At 37.2% G+C, this 16,111-nt stretch carries 15 protein-coding genes and 1 rRNA gene; 11 read left to right on the forward strand and 5 right to left on the reverse strand.

The genetic code is table 11. The annotated features are described in order from the left end of the window. Positions 1 to 18 precede the first annotated feature (18 nt). Positions 19 to 134 (forward strand): 5S ribosomal RNA (gene rrf / locus BN986_RS25410). Between the two features lie 544 nt (positions 135 to 678). Here rrf and BN986_RS25415 read toward each other — a convergent pair. From BN986_RS25415 to BN986_RS25425, 3 genes are all read right to left on the reverse strand, one after another. Beyond that, positions 679 to 1,848, reverse strand: a complete 1,170-nt coding sequence (locus BN986_RS25415) for a dicarboxylate/amino acid:cation symporter (RefSeq protein WP_040985591.1) — start codon at positions 1,846 to 1,848, stop codon at positions 679 to 681. A 191-nt stretch (positions 1,849 to 2,039) separates the two neighbouring features. Beyond that, positions 2,040 to 2,234 carry a hypothetical protein gene (locus tag BN986_RS25420; RefSeq protein ID WP_040985593.1) on the reverse strand — a complete coding sequence of 65 codons (195 nt, stop codon included), beginning with the start codon at positions 2,232 to 2,234 and terminating at the stop codon, positions 2,040 to 2,042. A 117-nt stretch (positions 2,235 to 2,351) separates the two neighbouring features. Next, positions 2,352 to 3,623: a BaiN/RdsA family NAD(P)/FAD-dependent oxidoreductase gene (locus BN986_RS25425; protein WP_040985595.1), complete on the reverse strand. Its 1,272-nt coding sequence runs from the start codon at positions 3,621 to 3,623 to the stop codon at positions 2,352 to 2,354. Between the two features lie 255 nt (positions 3,624 to 3,878). Between BN986_RS25425 and BN986_RS25430 the strand changes: the two genes are divergently transcribed. The 5 genes from BN986_RS25430 (at position 3,879) to BN986_RS25450 (ending at position 8,939) form a co-directional block, all read left to right on the forward strand. Next, on the forward strand, positions 3,879 to 5,498 hold the full coding sequence (locus BN986_RS25430) for a putative polysaccharide biosynthesis protein (RefSeq protein WP_040985597.1): 1,620 nt from the start codon (positions 3,879 to 3,881) through the stop codon (positions 5,496 to 5,498). A gap of 18 nt (positions 5,499 to 5,516) precedes the next feature. Further along, on the forward strand, positions 5,517 to 6,251 hold the full coding sequence (locus BN986_RS25435; RefSeq protein ID WP_040985599.1) for a pseudouridine synthase: 735 nt from the start codon (positions 5,517 to 5,519) through the stop codon (positions 6,249 to 6,251). A gap of 2 nt (positions 6,252 to 6,253) precedes the next feature. Next, a complete protein-coding gene (gene thpR / locus BN986_RS25440; protein WP_040985601.1) occupies positions 6,254 to 6,829 on the forward strand; it encodes an RNA 2',3'-cyclic phosphodiesterase in 576 nt (191 codons plus the stop codon). A gap of 250 nt (positions 6,830 to 7,079) precedes the next feature. Then, a complete protein-coding gene (locus BN986_RS25445) occupies positions 7,080 to 8,021 on the forward strand; it encodes a nuclease-related domain-containing protein (protein ID WP_040985603.1) in 942 nt (313 codons plus the stop codon). Positions 8,022 to 8,027: 6 nt separating this feature from the next. After that, positions 8,028 to 8,939 carry a diacylglycerol/lipid kinase family protein gene (locus BN986_RS25450; protein WP_040985605.1) on the forward strand — a complete coding sequence of 304 codons (912 nt, stop codon included), beginning with the start codon at positions 8,028 to 8,030 and terminating at the stop codon, positions 8,937 to 8,939. Positions 8,940 to 9,062: 123 nt separating this feature from the next. On the opposite strand, the gene BN986_RS27285 is transcribed toward BN986_RS25450, so the two are convergent. Beyond that, entirely contained in the window at positions 9,063 to 9,320 is a 258-nt protein-coding gene (locus BN986_RS27285; protein ID WP_148417212.1) for a hypothetical protein, read from the reverse strand. Between the two features lie 33 nt (positions 9,321 to 9,353). On the opposite strand from BN986_RS27285, the gene BN986_RS25455 reads away from it, so the two are divergent. Next, the gene (locus BN986_RS25455; RefSeq protein WP_040985607.1) at positions 9,354 to 10,172 is read left to right on the forward strand and encodes a phosphotransferase family protein; all 819 of its coding nucleotides are present in this window, start codon (positions 9,354 to 9,356) and stop codon (positions 10,170 to 10,172) included. A gap of 41 nt (positions 10,173 to 10,213) precedes the next feature. Here BN986_RS25455 and BN986_RS25460 read toward each other — a convergent pair whose 3' ends face one another. Further along, on the reverse strand, positions 10,214 to 10,495 hold the full coding sequence (locus BN986_RS25460; RefSeq protein WP_040985609.1) for a YtzH-like family protein: 282 nt from the start codon (positions 10,493 to 10,495) through the stop codon (positions 10,214 to 10,216). Between the two features lie 91 nt (positions 10,496 to 10,586). Here BN986_RS25460 and trmB point away from each other — a divergent pair, with 91 nt between their 5' ends. The 4 genes from trmB to BN986_RS25480 all read left to right on the forward strand — a co-directional run bounded on the left by trmB (position 10,587) and on the right by BN986_RS25480 (position 15,948). Next, positions 10,587 to 11,222 carry a tRNA (guanosine(46)-N7)-methyltransferase TrmB gene (trmB, locus tag BN986_RS25465; protein WP_040985611.1) on the forward strand — a complete coding sequence of 212 codons (636 nt, stop codon included), beginning with the start codon at positions 10,587 to 10,589 and terminating at the stop codon, positions 11,220 to 11,222. A 405-nt stretch (positions 11,223 to 11,627) separates the two neighbouring features. Then, complete coding sequence (gene uraA / locus BN986_RS25470; RefSeq protein ID WP_040985613.1) at positions 11,628 to 12,893, forward strand: uracil permease; 1,266 nt, start codon at positions 11,628 to 11,630, stop codon at positions 12,891 to 12,893. A 617-nt stretch (positions 12,894 to 13,510) separates the two neighbouring features. After that, positions 13,511 to 14,698, forward strand: a complete 1,188-nt coding sequence (locus BN986_RS25475; RefSeq protein ID WP_040985615.1) for a hypothetical protein — start codon at positions 13,511 to 13,513, stop codon at positions 14,696 to 14,698. 20 nt (positions 14,699 to 14,718) lie between these two features. After that, positions 14,719 to 15,948 carry a Zn-dependent hydrolase gene (locus BN986_RS25480; protein ID WP_040985616.1) on the forward strand — a complete coding sequence of 410 codons (1,230 nt, stop codon included), beginning with the start codon at positions 14,719 to 14,721 and terminating at the stop codon, positions 15,946 to 15,948. The last annotated feature ends 163 nt before the right edge of the window (positions 15,949 to 16,111 follow it).

Below are 16,111 nucleotides of genomic sequence, written 5' to 3' on the forward strand. Positions count from 1 at the left end.
GGTGCAAAATCTTGTAAGTCTGGTAGCGACAGCGAAGAGGTCACACCTGTTCCCATGCCGAACACAGAAGTTAAGTTCTTCAGCGCCGATGGTAGTTGGGGGCTTCCCCCTGCGAGAGTAGGACGCCGCCAGGCACATTAAAAAGAGTTAAGCATTATGCTTAGCTCTTTTTTTATACTTAATTTTAAAATATGGAAGGAGGGATTATATCCAAGTAAGAGTAGAAGGTTCTTTAAAAGAAAGAACTGATCAGTTATTTAAAACATTAGGGACCAGTACAAATGAAGCAATAAAAATTTTTCTGTAAATGTCTATAGCATAGAGATTTTCCTTTTACTCTACAAATTAAAGGTTCCACTTACGTTAGAAGAACAGGTGGATGAAGAAATGTTAACGGTCAGTGAGGAAATTTTAATGGAAGCAAAATGTTTTATAGAAGGGCCTTTTGAAATTGTAGAAATTATACTTTGTTATTAGCAACTTAACATGATAACAACAAAGTTCCTTTTTAAATCACAAGGGAAATTTTCAACATTAACTTTATTGCTTTGTGTTACGAGTACTTTAATACATTTATTAATAAACGTTATTTGTTCTAATAAAAATCCCTTTTTGATAGAATAAATTACTATGCTCGTATTCCACCTATCAAAAAGGGATTTTCTCATTTCTATTTAATTATTTAGATATGTTCCACCGATTATTAATAGAATCAGTAATACTTGTAATCGCTCCATCTCCCGTAACATTACATGCAGTACCTAAGCTGTCTTGAGCAAGGTAAAGTGCAATCATTAGTGAAACCATTGTTGGACCAAAACCTAACATGGATTCAAGCAGGCCGATAGATGCCATCACTGCTCCGCCAGGAACCCCGGGTGCTGCGATCATCGTAACCCCTAACACAAGTAAGAAAGGAAAAACAGATCCAAATGTTATCGAATCTCCTTGCAAAAATAAAACGGCAGTTGCACAACTGAGCAGAGTAATCGTGCTTCCTGATAAATGAATATTTGCAAGTAAAGGAATCGTGAAATCAGCAATATTCCCTTTTACTTTTAATTTTTTTGTCTGTGCTAATGTAACAGGTATCGTTGCAGCAGAAGATTGGGTTCCAAGAGCTGTAAAATAAGCAGGCAGCATGGTTTTTAACATACGGAAAGGGTTCTGTTTATTTAATGCTCCAGCAACAGAATACTGAAAAATCAAGTATAAAATATGTAATAGAATAATCATTACAAAGACAACGGCAAATACTTGTAAAATAGAAGCAACCTGGCCAGCGTGTGTCATATTGGCAAAAATCCCAAATATATGGATAGGCAGTAATGGGATGATCGCTTTACTGATTACTAATTCTACAATAGAACGGAAATCAGTAAACACGTTTAATAATGTATCGTTTTTTAATGCTGCCATTCCAATTCCTAATATAAATGAAAGTATAAGTGCAGTAATTACTTCAAAAGGCGGATGCAGCTCAAAATCCAAAAAACCTTCCAGTAATGCACCACTAGGGTCATTAAACATCGTTAATGACTGTCCACTTAAAATAGAGGGATAAAGGTTGCTTGCAGCAGTATATGCTACAACGCCGGCAAAGATAGTGGATACATAAGCGACTAAAGCTGTAATCGATAGTAACTTTCCTGCTCCTTTTCCCATATAACCGATTCCGGGTGCGATAAATCCTAAGATGATAAGCGGAATGATAAAACTAAGGAAACTTCCGAATATATCATTAAACGTGGCGAACAATCGAATAAGCCAATCATTTGCAATTATTCCGACAATAATACCAAGAGCAATTGCTATAATAATTCGTAATAATAAACCAAAGCGTTGCATAAAAAACTCTCCAATCTGGTTTGTAAATAAAATGTAACGGACATAGTATAACTCAAATTTGAGACGATAGCTAGACTTTAATTAAAAAGGACAGAAAAAACAAAGTGAATTAGCAATGTACCTTATACTTATTTTTTACCCAACTATAGAAAACGGGAAGCATCACTAAGGATACTTCCCAGTCTGAGATATTAACTCATTCCAAATGGTCCTAATGTTTCCGTCTCCTTGTTTCCCGAGCCTGTTTTTTGTTTAGAGCTGAAAAAAGGAGCTGCTTGCTGCAGGGCCTGTCCTACATTTTGCTGCTGATTGGTCATAGAGTAGAACGTGGCTGCTCCAATACCAACAGAGGCAATTAATGGAAGCCAAATAGCGTTTTTTTCCATGCTAATCCTTCCCTTCAAGTAAGTGTGAAAAAGGCAGTTATTAGCTGTTGACCAATGGATAAATGGTCAATTCAGACAAGTTTATCATTTCCATTAGAAAATAAAATATGAAAGACATTAATTGTCAGCATTCCCTATGGTGTCTAAAGCTGCATTCATACCGGCAATTCTCCCGGTAACAAGTGCAGAGGTAATATTATATCCACCGGTATAGCCATGTATATCTAAAATTTCTCCACAAAAATATAAGCCATGCATGATTTTGGATTTCATCGTGTTAGGAATAATTTCTTTAATGGAAATACCTCCGCCAGTAACAAACGCTTTTTCCAGGGGAAGGCTGCCATGAACTTGGAAGGAAAAGTTTTTAATATCTTTCACAAATTGAAGTATCGTGTTATTTGAGATATTGGCGCATTTTTGTTCGGAGCCGATCTCATGCTTTTCCATTAAATAGTCCAGAAGACGTTCTGGAATCATTCCTTTGACTGCATTTTTAAATGCTTTTTTAGGATTAACTGCTAGGATATCCTTTATTTGTTTAAATAAATCGTCTTCTGTTATTTCCGGTAAAATATCTAGATGCATTTCGACGGCATCTCTGCCACGCATCAACTCTTTGACAACAAACTGGGAACAGCGTAGAACGGCAGGTCCAGAAATACCAAAATGCGTGAAGATCATATCCATCTGATGAGTAATGATTGGTTTTCCACGTTTGTTTAATACGGTTAAACGAATATCTCTTAAAGATAACCCCTGAAGTTTCTTCTGCTTTATAAAAGATTCTTTTGAGGTGAGAGCTACTTCTGTCGGATAAAGTGTTGTTACCGTATGACCGGCAGCTTTAGCCCATGGATAAGCATCACCTGTAGAACCAGTGTGAGGTACTGCTTTTCCACCGGCAGCCAGAACAATAGCGCCCGTTTCTATAGAAGGTTCCTCATCAAAGTGTACCTTATGCTGATACTCCCCATATTCTATTGCGGCAGCTTTTGTATTCATTTTTACGGTGACACCTTGTTCTTTTAATTGATCAATAAGTGCATTGACAACATCCATCGCTTTATTTGACTCTGGAAACATTCTGCCGTGATCTTCTTCCTTTAAAGCAATTCCAAGTCCTTCAAAATAATCAATAATGTCATAATTATTAAATACCGAAAAAGCACTATATAAAAATTTACCATTACCGGGAATATGTTTTATTACTTCTTCTTGTGGTAAACGATTGGTTACATTACAGCGCCCACCACCAGAAATTGCTAATTTCTTGCCGAGCTTTTTACCTTTTTCAATAAGCAGCGTTTTAGCGCCATGCTCAGCTGTGGATATAGCTGCCATTAATCCGGATGGGCCTCCGCCGATGACGATAACATCATAATTCAAGGTTTCTCAGTCCTTTCTATTCCTTCCGTATCGTAGCATTTTCTAAAAAAATGTACAATCTTGATAAAAAATTCTTCTATACTTAAGAAGAGAAAATGACAGACACTCTCAAATGTAATAGAATAAATAAAATTATTTGTCGGTTTTTAGCAAATTAAATCAAGCAAAGTAAACAAAAAGTATGCTAAAATTAATAGGAAGTGCTAAAATAAAGCAATCTATTTTATTAATCTAATTGTAGGTGAAAAAGTTACAATGTCAAATATGCTACGAGGAACGATGCTGTTATCCGGAGCATCGTTCCTGTCCAGGTTTTTAGGAATGATTTTTGTTATACCGTTTTTTGCAATTGTTGGTACGACAGGTAATGCGCTATTTGTATATGCGTATACACCTTACAGCATTTTTATTAGCTTATCCACTGTTGGTATCCCCGCAGCAGTATCGAAATTTGTATCTAAATATAATGCTTTAGGAGATTATCAAATTGGGATGCGGATGTTTCGGACAGGCGGAGTATTAATGCTTGCTACTGGAATAGTTGCTTTCCTTGTTATGTTTTTATCCGCGGATTTGATAGGGGCACAGCAAATTAAAGGGGAAGATGGACCGATTACTTCGGAAGATATCGCCTTTGTTATTCGGATGGTCAGCTTTGCGTTGATTGTTATTCCGGCCATGAGTATTGTCAGGGGATTTTTCCAAGGAAACCAATCGATGGGTCCAACAGCTATTTCGCAAACAATAGAACAGATTGTGCGCGTTATCGCTATTTTAGCTGGTTCCTATATTATTGTAAATTATTTTAATGGATCGATTACATTAGCAGTCGGCTTTGCTGCATTTGCTGCATTAATCGGTGCGCTTGCAGCTTGTCTTGTTTTATTTTGGTATTGGAGAAAGCGAAAACCATTTATAGATAAACAAATTGCAAAACAAACAACAACACATGATTTTCGCACAATAGATTTATTTAAGGAATTATTCCGTTATGCAGGTCCGTTTGTATTAGTCGGCTTAGCTATTCCGTTATATCAACTTGTCGATCAGTTTACATTTGAGCCTGCAATGGTTGCCAGCGGGAGAGAAGCTTTATGGACTACGGAAATTGCTGTTATTAATAATTTAGGGCATAAAATAATTATCATACCAATGACAATCGCTACAGGGCTATCTATGGCGATGTTGCCTGCATTAACGAATGCTTTTACACAGAATGATCAAACTACTTATACAAGGCTTATTAATCAAGCTTTACAGGTTATCATGGTTTTTGTCATTCCAGCAGCTGCAGGAATTGCTATTTTATCTGATGAAATTTTTGGTTCTTTATTTACATTAGAAGATATTGATATTACAGGGTCGTTAATGGCCTGGTATGCTCCAGTGGCATTGCTGTTTGGTCTGATAACCGTTACTGCGGGGATGCTGCAGGGAGTTGACCAACAAAATTATGCTGTTATCAGCCTATTGGGCGGATTGTTAGTGAAAATACTTTTTAACAGTCAGTTTATTCATTTATTTGGCGGCAAGGGTGCTATTTTAGGTACAGCACTTGCAGCAGGAATTGCTGTTTGCCTCAATTTGGCACGATTAAAAAGAAGCCTTGATTTCTCATTTAAACAAACAATGAAACGGACGATGTTAATATTGATTTTTACAGGAATGATGTGCTTTGTGATTGCTGTATTAAAATTTGCTTTTGGTTTCTTTTTGCCATTTGAAGAAGAACGCTGGGCAACGATTATTATGCTCTTGATTGGCGTATCCGGCGGAGGACTGTTCTATCTCTTTTTAGCGTATAAATCCACTTTGTTAAACCATATTTTTAATGGGAATATACCAGGTTTAAATCGGTTAAAACATAAGAAATGAAACGAATAAGGAGTTTCTATGCGATTAGATAAATTATTAGCAAATATGGGTATCGGAAGTCGAAAAGAAGTAAAACAATTGTTAAAGGCTAAAAAAGTGACTTTAAATGATAAAGTAATTAAAGATGGTTCTGTAAAAGTAAACCCGGATTCGGATAAGGTTTGTGTTGACGGAGATCCGGTTGTTTATCAGGAATTCATCTATTTAATGCTTCATAAACCAACTGGTGTTGTATCCGCAACAACAGATGCAAAAGATAAAACCGTAATTGATTTATTGTCAGAACAAGAGAAACATTTCCAGCCTTTTCCGGTAGGAAGGCTGGATAAAGATACAGAAGGATTATTATTGATTACAAATGATGGAGACTTAGCGCATCGGTTGACTTCTCCCCATAAAAATGTCTCCAAAATGTATGAGGCAAAGGTGAAAGGGGAGCTGCCTGCAGATGTTATTCAACAATTTGCAGAAGGTGTAACGCTGGATGACGGTTACGTAACAAAAGCGGCTAAGCTGAAGATAATATCTGCAGACGAGGAGACGAGAATATCCGTAGTACAAATAGAAATAACGGAAGGAAAATTTCATCAAGTTAAACGGATGTTTGAAGCATTTCATTGTAAGGTTACCTATTTAAAACGATATCGAATGGGTGACTTAATCTTAGACAGTCAATTGCCGCCAGGAGCTTACCGGTCGTTGACAGAAGAAGAATTAGCATATTGTTTTCGTTTAAAAAATAAGGAGTTTTGACCATGTCTCATTATTTTATAGGTATACAAGTAAAACCAGAGCTGGCGGAGCAATTATCAGAATGGCAGATAAATTTAGCACAGCATCTTCCTTATAAACAATGGACGGACAAATCAGATTTTCATATTACACTTGTTTTTTTAGGAGATGTGGATGAGAAATCAATAAAAATACTCCAAAGTGAGCTTCAGTCAATAGCAGCTTATGAAGCATTTGATTTAAAGAGATCAGCTCTAGGAACCTTTGGAAATAAACATCAGCCCAGGGTTTTATGGCTGGGTGTGGAGAGTCATTCGGTATTAACAGATATACAGAAACAAGTTGTTCAAATCTGTAAAACCATTGGTTATCATGAAGAGAAAAGAATGTATAAACCTCATATTACGATTGCTAAGAAATGGGCAGATCAAAAGAAACTAGTAACAGAAGATGCTTGGAATGAATTATTGTCTGACAGGCCTTCTTTTGTTGATGCATTCAACGTAGATGCGATTCATTTATATAAGATACATCCTGCTTCTCAACCTAAATATGAAATCATTCAAAGTATTCCATTGTGTAAAGATACTGGCAGCTAAATGTTGTTTTCATGTATGGTAAGAAGCTGATAACAGACACTTACGATGGCAAGCAGGCATTTAGTCGAAGTCAGCACAGCCATGTACTGATGAAGGGGGAGCGAATGCCTGCGTTTTCTATGGGCAAGTAAGCCCGATTGCCGTTAATGCATTCATTCAAATGCTTATGCTTCAAGATATATGGGCTTTTAAAGGACGTCTTCTAACGAATGCTAAGTTTTCTAACGAGAAAGAGGAGAGAATAGGGCAGATGGCACAATTAATCAAACTACAGGATTATATTTCCAGATATGAGTGGGACACGTATCGTTATCCTACGCAATATATTAGACAAAAGAAAGATCAGTGGGAACGTTTTTATTCAGAGTGGAGAAATCCTTCTTTACAAGAAGAGTCAGAAGAAAAAGAGCAAGCAGAAGCCGGGGAAGAGAAGGAAAAAAATTCTCTTTTTCAAAAATGGAGACAACGGTTCATAAAATCGCCGGTTATTGTTGAAGAGCTGACACCTGATGAGGAAGTAGTAAAACGGCAAAAACCATTATTAAAGCTTCCTGCTACAGAAGAAGAATTAAAACAAGTATTTCTGGACCGTTTATTGGAAATTCAGATGAAATGGGCGTCATCCACTGTTTCACAGGTTTCTGTAGTTGATTCCAGTTATTTTAAAGATCCATTATTACGGTTTTTATTGCAACGGCTTCCTGATACATATCTTGTCATGTACCGGCCTATATTTGAAGTAAAACAGGCAGCAGTTGAAACAGATATTATACTTATTACGCCAATAGGGGTAGAAATACTGTCATTTGTTGAATTAGAAACGGATGAAGTCATCATGGCGGGTGATGAACGCACATGGACAATTACTGCTCAAAAAAATGAAGTGCCGAATCGTATTATTAATCCGTTACTCTCCTTAAAAAGATCGGAAAAATGGATTAAGCGTTTTTTGAAGGAAGAAAGAATCGATATTCCGATTAAAAAAACCGTTATTTCCAGAACGAATCGTATTCTATATGCAACATCCCCATACCAGACGGAAATTATTGATCACCTCACTTTTCCGGAATGGTTTAAAGAAAAAAGGTCTGTGCATTTGCCGCTGAAAAAAAGACAGCTTAATGTAGCTGAATCACTATTAAGAAACAGCTTATCCTATTCTTTTCCAAGACCAGAATGGGAAGAAGAGTAAGAGGCGATGTACTTATTAATAGTTAATTCTAATGCTGGAGATGGGAATGCCGGAAAAGTGTTTGAACGTATTCAGAAAACAAATAGTTTTCATAATGTAAAACGAATAACCGTATTTACAAACAAATCGACTGACGCTGAAAAAATTGCTGAGAATTATTCAAAAAACACGAGTATAAAACACGTTATCGTTATTGGCGGGGACGGTACGCTGCATGAAGTGATGAATGGCTGGTCGAATGAAGCGGTTCCTGTTTCTTTTATTCCAGGGGGCTCTGGAAATGATTTTGCTAAAGGAATTGATCAACATCTGAAAGCAGAAAAGCAATGGGAGAAAATTATATCGAATCCAACGAAAGTGAACTATTGGAATGGAATATATCAGTTGGAAGAAAAGAACCGGGAAAAAAAATTTATCAATAGTATCGGAATGGGGATTGACGCCAAGACAACAGAAGTAGCTAACCAATCTCGTTTTAAAGCTTTATTTAACTATTTAGGATTAGGAAAACTGATCTATTTAACAGCATTTATCCAAGCTGTTTGGAGTTTTCAACCAATGACTATCCGTTTGCAATATGATGGAAAAAGAAGAACGATCCAAAACGCCTGGATGATTACAGCGGCTAATCATCCTTACAGTGGAGGAGGGTTAAAGTTAGTTCCCCATGCAACGATCAGTTCAGAGCAATTGTCCATATTAATTATTCATCAGATTTCCCGGAAAAAAGTTCTCATGCTGTTCCTCCTAGTTATTTTTGGCCAGCACCGCTTTTTGAAAGAAGTTGAATTATTGAAGGTAAAAGAGATAACTATTCAAGCTGATGCCTTGGTCAGCTATCAGGCAGACGGCGAAATCGGGCAGCTTAAAACATGCCGTATAAAAAAGGAAAAACAAGCAGTACATATATATAAATAGTAATAAACAGATTAATTGAAGTTTCCATTTATTTTAATATAATTGATAACTCACGTAGATATTGTAATTTTGATCATTTCTCGATACAATAAAGACTTAACACGTTAAAAAGAATCATATTATTTATCGCAGTTTAACTGGCAGGGAAACTCCTGCTTCAAGAATGAAGACATAAAATAACAATGATGAGTTGACATCAACTGTCAGTATAAGCCCGACCGGTGCAGCTATCAATGGTTTTAATGGAGGGAATAGTTCCACTGGATTGGAAATAGAGAAGGATTGCTTGTCTATCTGACAACAATGCGATTGGTAAGTAGATAAAAGCAAGAATGGTCTATTGATAAATAAAGGTTTTTCGGACGATCCTTGAACACGCACTTGAACGCTAATTTTGAAAGATGGGAAGACATTATGATTAACTGGCTCGAACATGCTTTAGGTACAGGTTGGCTTGTCAGGCCGGCCGGCGGTTTAACTGGCGAGGCATTTATAGCTGAAAAAAACGGGAAGCGGTTGTTTTTGAAACGAAACACATCGCCTTTCTTAGCTGTACTCTCAGCTGAAGGAATTGTGCCAAAGCTTATTTGGACAAAGCGAATAGAAAATGGTGATGTTATTACCGCTCAAGAATGGCTGGAAGGGCGTTCTTTGAATGAAGAAGAAATGAAACAGCAATCTGTGGCTGATTTATTATATAAAATACATCACTCCTCGGAATTAATGCATATGCTTCTGAAAATGGGGAAAAAACCGGCAACCTCCGATGAAAGTTTTACGCAGCTTTGTCTGCAATTAGAGGGTAATGGTCTAATGCATGAGATAGAAGAGGTGGAGGAAGCAGTCAGTTTGCTGGAAATGATGCTTCCTTATACGAGGAATCAAAAGCTCGCTGTATGTCATTGTGATATGAATCATAACAATTTAATTTTAACAAAAGAAAATACGATCTATTTAATTGATTGGGATAATGCAACCATTGCTGATCCTGCAACGGATATTGGTATGCTCTTAAAATGGTATATTCCAAAGGAAGATTGGAAAGAGTGGCTTATCAATTACGGAATAGAGCCGGGCAAACAATGGTTTATTCGCATGTATTTTTATCTTTTACAGGATAACTTGCAATTCTTATGCTGGCACTTTGACCGCAATGAGAATAGCAAAGTCCAGCAAAGATTAAAGGAATTACAGGAAATTAACCGGTCCATTAAAGATTTTATCGTATCTTGAAATGAATGGATAACCTTCTTTTAAAGCACGGGAAGGTTTGCTTATAGATTTTGCTGGACAGTGTCAATCCAATTACGAAATTGATCCTGATGATTATCGATATGCTTTGCCAAATCGGATGAGGCAGCTCCTTCTTTGCCATATAGATGGATACTTGTCAGGACGTTTTGGATATCCTGATCAGATAGCTCTTTTTGAGCTAAAATGGAGGCAGCCAGCCGTTCCAGCTGTGCATGTTCATTAGGTGATACGGAGGAATCGGTTTGATGTTCATCCAAAATATCACATAATAATTGCAGTTTGTTTTGTATAGATAGTTGCATCTAAATTCACCTCGTTCCTGAGAATAGTTTAAACGGATAATAAATTATTATTCACATCATAAATAAAGCAGTAAAAGTGAGGAAAGCATACATGAGACAAAGACATAAACCTTGGGCAGATGATTATTTAAAGGAAAAAAATCATATTGTATTAGAAAATGCCAGTGTACATAAAGGGGAATGGAGTAAAGTTTTTAACAATGAAAACCCGATTCATGTGGAGATCGGTTCAGGTAAGGGACAATTTATTACGGGCATGGCAAAACAGTATCCAGACGTTAATTTTATTGGCATCGAGGTTGCTAAAAGTATCATTGTCTCCACGGTTCAGAAAGTAGATGAAGAAGCTTTAGATAACGTTCGCCTTCTAAATGAAGATGCGAATAATTTACTTGCAATATTTGCAGAAAATGAAATCGAACAAATCTATTTGAATTTCTCTGATCCTTGGCCTAAAAATCGTCATGAGAAGCGTCGTTTAACCTATAAAAGCTTTTTAGAGCAATACCAGAATATTTTGCCAGACCAAGGTCAAATCGTTCTAAAGACGGACAATCGTGGTTTATTTGAATATTCGCTAGTCAGTTTTTCCGAATATGGGATGAAACTGGTTGAAGTGAACTTAGATCTACATGGAATAGAAGACGAAACAAATGTGAAGACAGAGTATGAAGAAAAATTCTCTTCGAAGGGACACGTCATCTATCGTTGTAAAGTAAAATTCTAATTTTTATTAAAACAAATTGACAAGCTATCGTGGAAGCAGTCTGCGCTTATTTATTAATCAGGCTCTTCAAAATCATTATGAATGAAAATTAATGATTGACAGTTCATGTATTTATTTGTCATAATATAAGACAATGTTATTGTATGTAATGAACCTTTAATTCAGTCCTGTGAGACTGGTAAGGTCAATCGGATAAAGCAAAATAAATATGTCCTATAAAGTGAACGTTTCAAAAGTTTAATAAAAATGATGCATTGATTTTTATGGTCCTTTTATCAATCTTTTTGAACATATAACTTAAAGGACAATGTTCCTTTGTAAATTCTGACACCTTACCTTCTGGACTGGTAAGGTGTTTTTATTTCATGATGAATAAGAAGAATTTACGCAGAAGGGACAGTTTCTATGAAATCAAGAGAAATACAAGTACACGAACGGCTACCGTTACTACAGAGTTTGCCTTTAAGCCTGCAGCATTTATTTGCGATGTTCGGCTCAACGGTTTTAGTACCGCTTCTATTTAATGTAGACCCGGCAACCATTTTAATGATGAATGGTTTTGGGACACTGCTTTATATTTTTATTACAAAGGGAAAAATTCCTGCCTACTTAGGTTCTAGTTTTGCTTTTATCGCTCCTGTTACAATGGTTCTGACAGAAGGAGGAGGCTACGGTGCTGCTTTAGGAGGCTTTTTCATAGTAGGTCTTGTTTTAACCTTGATCGGAGTTATTGTAAAATATGCAGGTACAAGCTGGATTGATGTTATTTTTCCACCTGCAGCGATGGGGGCAATTGTTGCTGTTATTGGGCTGGAGCTGGTTCCTACAGCAGCAGAGATGGCCGGTTTACTGCCGGCAGCAGATGCGCCAAGAGATATGACAGCAATAACTGTATCTTTGTTGACGTTAAGTGCTACGATTGTTTACTGGGTAACCCTCAGAGGATTTTTGAAAATTATCCCCATTCTGCTGGGAATTGTGACTGGTTATGTGATTGCTACTATGTTTGGAATTGTGGATTATACAGCAGTTCGTGAGGCTGCCTGGATTCAAATGCCAACATATTATCAAATTGAATTTAATTGGTCTGACATTCTTATTATTCTCCCTGCCGCACTTGTGCTTGTACCAGAACACATAGGGCATTTAGTGGTGACAGAGAATATTGTAAAGAAAAATATGATGAAAGATCCCGGCTTAGACCGTTCTTTGTTTGGTAATGGTATTTCTACGATGATTTCCAGCTTCTTCGGATCAACACCAAATACAACGTACGGTGAAAATATTGGTGTTCTAGCTATTACTAAAGTATATTCCACCTGGATTATCGGCGGTGCTGCGGTACTAGCAATTCTTTTATCCTTCTGTGGTAAGCTGGCTGCCTTAATTTCATCGATTCCAACTCCAGTTATGGGCGGTATTTCTTTATTATTATTTGGAATTATCGCAGTAAGTGGCTTACGTATGCTTGTAGAACAACAGATTGATTATAATAAATCGCAAAATCTGATTCTAACCTGTGTTGTATTGGCAATTGGTGTCAGCGGCGCCAGCATTGGGCTGGGTTCCGTAGAACTGACTGGAATGGGACTCGCGACTATTGTAGCTATTATTATCAGCTTATTTTTCAAGCTATTGGATACGTTAAATTTATCGAATGAGGAAAAATAAATAAGCCCAGAATAAAATATTTATAAATAAAAAGAACTGCGCTCAAATGAGATTCTTGGAAGAGAATTTTCGATAAAGAGCAGCAGTTCTTTTGTTTCTATAAATATTTCCAAAATATGAAAAAGTTACGAATGAAAATAGAAAGCGATACCATATTGGTGTAATAGCGGTTTTATTGAATAAAACAGGTTAAAAGTGCATCATACCAGGCTACGGGCCTGTTAAATTAGTATTGACGAGCTGTCTATTTGGTGATAATATTTCGATTATCTCCAAAATAATGCATTAGCGAAGGGCACGAGTTAGAAATAATTATTTATTGAATAGTTTAAAGGAGAAGCAGTGCTATATTTGAATGAACTGTTTTTACACTTTAAATTATTAATTTTTTTCAAAAATATATGTGAAATATGAAAAAAATGATTTTTGAGGGAAGTTAAGAGATGGAGAAATGGTATTAAATAATCAGAAAAATATGTGAATAAAATCTATTCTATTCACAAATGTTTAGAACATTTAATCTGATTTTGATGGTCTTTGGTAATAAAATGTTCATTACCTTTTAAGCGTACAGACATCAGGAAATAACACAACAATTTTTGAAAGGGTGGATGAACATGGCGCAGATGCTTGCATTGGTTCTTATTGTATTGATTTTATATATTGGAGATGTGGTTGCTGCTAGGACAAAAGCCTGGATACCGTCCATTTTTGTCTGTGCAGTGCTGTTTTTGGCGGGATATTGGACCTTTTTCCCGCAAGATATTGTTGAAATTGCAGGAATTCCTCCCGTAGTTGCTACAGCACTTATGTATTTACTAATTGTAAATATGGGGACGCTCTTATCATTGCAAGAATTAAAACAGCAGTGGCGCACAATTTTAATTGCGATTGGCGGAATTTTAGGTGTGGTAGTCTTTTTACTTAGTTTTGGTACATTGCTTTTTGGATTTCAATCGATGGTTGTAGCTGTTCCGCCATTAGTAGGCGGATTGGTATCTTCCCTGATTATGTCAGAAGGTGCTGCAAATGCTGGACTTGAAAGCTTATCTGTATTCGCAATTGTTATTTACGTGATGCAAGGTTTTGCTGGGTATCCATTGACTTCTATCATGCTGAAAAAAGAAGGAAAACAACTATTGGGTAAAATGCGCAGCGGCGAATTAAAAGTTGCGGAAACGCAAGTTCAAACAGAAGCTAAAGAATATGAGGGTGCGAAATTATTTAGAAATCTTCCGGAACAATATAACACCAGTTATTTCATCTTTTTCAGGTTGGCAGTAGCAGGTTTCCTTGCTTATCAGATTTCTGCTTGGCTCGAACCAATCGTATCTGTCAGTCCAATGGTACTTTGTCTTGTGTTTGGAGTAATCGGTAGAAGTGCTGGTTTTTTGGAAAAGCAGGCACTGCAAAAAGCGAATGGTTTTGGTTTTGCGATGTTAGGGTTAATGCTATATATTCTTGATGGACTGCGAAATGCAACACCAACGATGATGCTGGATATTGTATACTTGTTAATAGGGAGTATTCTGTTAGCTGTTGTCGGTATGTATATTTTCTCGTTTATTGTCGGAAAGCTGTTCAAAGTCAGCAAGACAATGGCATATGCAATATCATTAACTGCTTTTTACGGTTTCCCTGCAGACTATGTGATTACCAATGAGGTGATTAACTCCTTAACAAAGGATCAGGAGGAAAGAGAGGTATTAACGAGTCATATGCTTCCCCCGATGCTAGTCGGAGGGTTTGTCACGGTCACGATTGTATCGGTCGTACTGGCAGGCATATTCGTTAACTTACTATAAAAAAAAGGAGGTATGACAGGATGAAATCAAATCAGGAAAGAATTGAAAAACATATAAAAGCATTAAGTCAATATACAGCAACACCAAATGAAGGAACAACCCGATTAACTTACAGCGAACAAGATTTACAAGCCCGTGATTATATTAAATCCCAGATGAAAGCTTACGGATTAGAAGTACGGGAGGACGGTCTCGGTAATATTTTTGGAAAGTTGGAGGGCGAGAAAAAAGGTGCGCCAAGTGTGATTGTAGGCTCACATTTTGACAGTGTTCCGCACGGAGGAGATTATGATGGACCTGCCGGAGTAATAGCCGGTTTAGAAATTGCTGCCTTATTTCAGGAAAATCAGGTAAAACCGGCTTATCCATTAGAAATCATTGCGATGGTTGAGGAGGAAGGCTCCAGGTTTGGCGGCGGTTTGATGGGTTCCAGAGGAATTGCCGGCTACCTTCAGAAGGAGGATCTTGAGCAGCTGAAAGATAAGGACGGTATTTCTGTTCCAGAAGCGATGAAACAGATTGGTTTAGATCCTTCTCTAGAGGTGAAACGAGATCCGGAAACCATTAGAGCCTTTTTAGAAATGCATATTGAGCAGGGTCCTATTTTAGAAGAAAAGCAGCTATCTGTCGGCGTTGTGGAATCGATTGTCGGGCTGACACAGCTGGAAGTAACGATTAGCGGGAAAGCAGGACATGCTGGAACAACTCCAATGGACCGGCGCTCTGATGCTTTAGTAGCAGCGGCAAATATCATTGGAAAACTTCCGCAGATTGCCATAGAAGAAGGCGAAGGAACGGTGACGACAGTAGGTAGACATCAGGTATTTCCGAATGGAGCAAATGTTATCCCGGATAAAGTTGTTTTCTCCGTTGATATTCGTTCCAGTAAAGAAACACATATCAAAAATGTCGTACAAAAAGTAAAAGATGTCATCCGCACTTATGAATCGGAAGGGATTCAGGCTACAGTAGAGCAATCCTTGTACATGCAGCCTAAAGAGCTGAATCAAGACATTCGATCGCAGTTAAAAACGTCTGCTGAACAGCTTGGAATTTCTTATACAAATATGCATAGTGGAGCAGGTCATGATGCGATGGTTCTTTCTGACATCACGGATGTCGGTTTGATTTTTGTTCCCAGTAAAGATGGTCTCAGTCATTGTCCGGAAGAATGGACAGCTATTCATGAGCTCGCTGCCGGTATCGACGTATTATATGAGACGGCATTAAAATTAACCAGAAAATCCTAGTGCTATTTTAGCACTGGGATTTTTTTAATGAATTTAATAGGACAAGTATACGTGAACGCAGCAGGGGTCCCGAAAAGACTATTATGATGTGATTACTTCTTCACCATAACCTGTCATTCATTCCAATTCCATTACAGCTAGTATTTATTATTCACTACATGAT

Source organism: Oceanobacillus jeddahensis (assembly GCF_000750635.1).
In the GTDB taxonomy this organism is placed as follows: domain Bacteria; phylum Bacillota; class Bacilli; order Bacillales; family Amphibacillaceae; genus Oceanobacillus; species Oceanobacillus jeddahense.

Excerpts from the sequence above, each read along its gene's own strand:
- BN986_RS25480 (WP_040985616.1), top strand. The coding sequence starts at position 14,719 with ATGAAATCAAATCAGGAAAGAATTGAAAAACATATAAAAGCATTAAGT.
- BN986_RS25415 (WP_040985591.1), bottom strand. The coding sequence starts at position 1,848 with ATGCAACGCTTTGGTTTATTATTACGAATTATTATAGCAATTGCTCTT.
- trmB (WP_040985611.1), top strand. The coding sequence starts at position 10,587 with ATGAGACAAAGACATAAACCTTGGGCAGATGATTATTTAAAGGAAAAA.
- BN986_RS25460 (WP_040985609.1), bottom strand. The coding sequence starts at position 10,495 with ATGCAACTATCTATACAAAACAAACTGCAATTATTATGTGATATTTTG.
- BN986_RS25430 (WP_040985597.1), top strand. The coding sequence starts at position 3,879 with ATGTCAAATATGCTACGAGGAACGATGCTGTTATCCGGAGCATCGTTC.
- BN986_RS25455 (WP_040985607.1), top strand. The coding sequence starts at position 9,354 with ATGATTAACTGGCTCGAACATGCTTTAGGTACAGGTTGGCTTGTCAGG.
- thpR (WP_040985601.1), top strand. The coding sequence starts at position 6,254 with ATGTCTCATTATTTTATAGGTATACAAGTAAAACCAGAGCTGGCGGAG.
- BN986_RS25435 (WP_040985599.1), top strand. The coding sequence starts at position 5,517 with ATGCGATTAGATAAATTATTAGCAAATATGGGTATCGGAAGTCGAAAA.
- BN986_RS25450 (WP_040985605.1), top strand. The coding sequence starts at position 8,028 with ATGTACTTATTAATAGTTAATTCTAATGCTGGAGATGGGAATGCCGGA.
- BN986_RS25420 (WP_040985593.1), bottom strand. The coding sequence starts at position 2,234 with ATGGAAAAAAACGCTATTTGGCTTCCATTAATTGCCTCTGTTGGTATT.
- BN986_RS25475 (WP_040985615.1), top strand. The coding sequence starts at position 13,511 with ATGGCGCAGATGCTTGCATTGGTTCTTATTGTATTGATTTTATATATT.
- BN986_RS25445 (WP_040985603.1), top strand. The coding sequence starts at position 7,080 with ATGGCACAATTAATCAAACTACAGGATTATATTTCCAGATATGAGTGG.
- uraA (WP_040985613.1), top strand. The coding sequence starts at position 11,628 with ATGAAATCAAGAGAAATACAAGTACACGAACGGCTACCGTTACTACAG.